Below are 1,178 nucleotides of genomic sequence, written 5' to 3'. Positions count from 1 at the left end.
CGATGACCAGGCCGCTGGCCGCGCTGCGGCTCGGTGCCCGGCGGGTCGCGGCCGATCCGGCGGCCGAGGAGCCGGTCGCGTTCAAGGGCCGCGACGACGAGTACGCGGACGCCGTACGGGCCGTCAACGAACTCCACGCCAAGGCCGCGCAAGCCTACGAGCGGGTCGCCGCGCTGGAGACCGAGCGCACCCGGCTCGTCGGCGAGCGGCAGCGGATGGCCGATGAGCGGGACGGGCTGCGCGCCGAGCGGGACGCGGTCGCCACCCGGCTGGAGGGGCTGCGGGCCCGGGTCCACGGCAGCTTCGTCGGCCTCGCACTGCGCTCGCTGGGCCTGATCGAGCGCCAGCTCGCCATCATCGAAGCCCAGGAGGAGCGGGAGCAGGACCCCGACCGCCTCGAAACGCTCTTCCAGCTCGACCACCTGGCCACCGGGATACGCCGCTACGGCGAGAACCTCCTGGTCATCGCGGGCTCCGAGCACAAGGCCACCCACCCGGGGCCGGTGCCGCTGCTGGATGTGCTGCGCGCCTCGATCAGCGAGGTCGAGCGGTACGACCGGGTGCAGATCCAGGCGCTGCCGCCGCATGCCCAGGTCGCCGGGTTCGCCGCGGACAGCGTCAGCCACCTGATCGCCGAGCTGCTGGAGAACGCGACATCGTTTTCTCCGCCGGACGCGGCCGTCCAGGTCTCCGGCTGGCTCCTGGAGTCCGGTGAGGTCATGCTCTCCGTCCAGGACGAGGGCATCGGCATGACGCCCGAGCGCTTCCTGGAGCTGAACGCCCGGCTCGCCGACCCGGTGCCGGAGTACTGCCAGGGCCCCCAGCCGGAGGACCCGCTGGGCCTTGGGCTGTATGTGGTGACCCGGCTCGCCGCGCGCCACGGCATCCGGGTGCAGTTGCGTGAGCAGCAGCCGGGCGGGGTGGCCGCCGTGGTCGTCCTCCCGACGAAGATCCTCCCGGCCGGTCCGCCCGGCGCCGGGCTGCCGCCCGCCCCGCCGGTGAGCGTGGCCGCGACGTTCGGCGGCGCCGGACCGTCGTCCTTCCTGGGCTTCCCGGGCTCCGAGGCCGAGGCGAACTCCAACACGCTTCCCGGGCAGACCCGTTCGGTCGCCCGGGACCAGGAGGGTGTGCCGAGCGCGGGTGCGGGCCCGAGCGCGGGCGCGGGCGCCGCGGCGGGT

1 protein-coding gene is annotated in these 1,178 nt (G+C 74.8%); it reads left to right on the top strand.

Annotated elements, in window-relative coordinates; all coding sequences use genetic code 11:
- On the top strand, nt 1-1,178 hold a 1,178-nt coding region (locus tag KN815_RS48885), incomplete at both ends, for a sensor histidine kinase (protein WP_253209735.1).

The sequence above is a fragment of the Streptomyces niphimycinicus genome (assembly GCF_018883605.1).
GTDB classification, from domain to species: Bacteria; Actinomycetota; Actinomycetes; order Streptomycetales; family Streptomycetaceae; genus Streptomyces; species Streptomyces niphimycinicus.
This window is presented reverse-complemented; position numbering and strand designations above follow the sequence as displayed.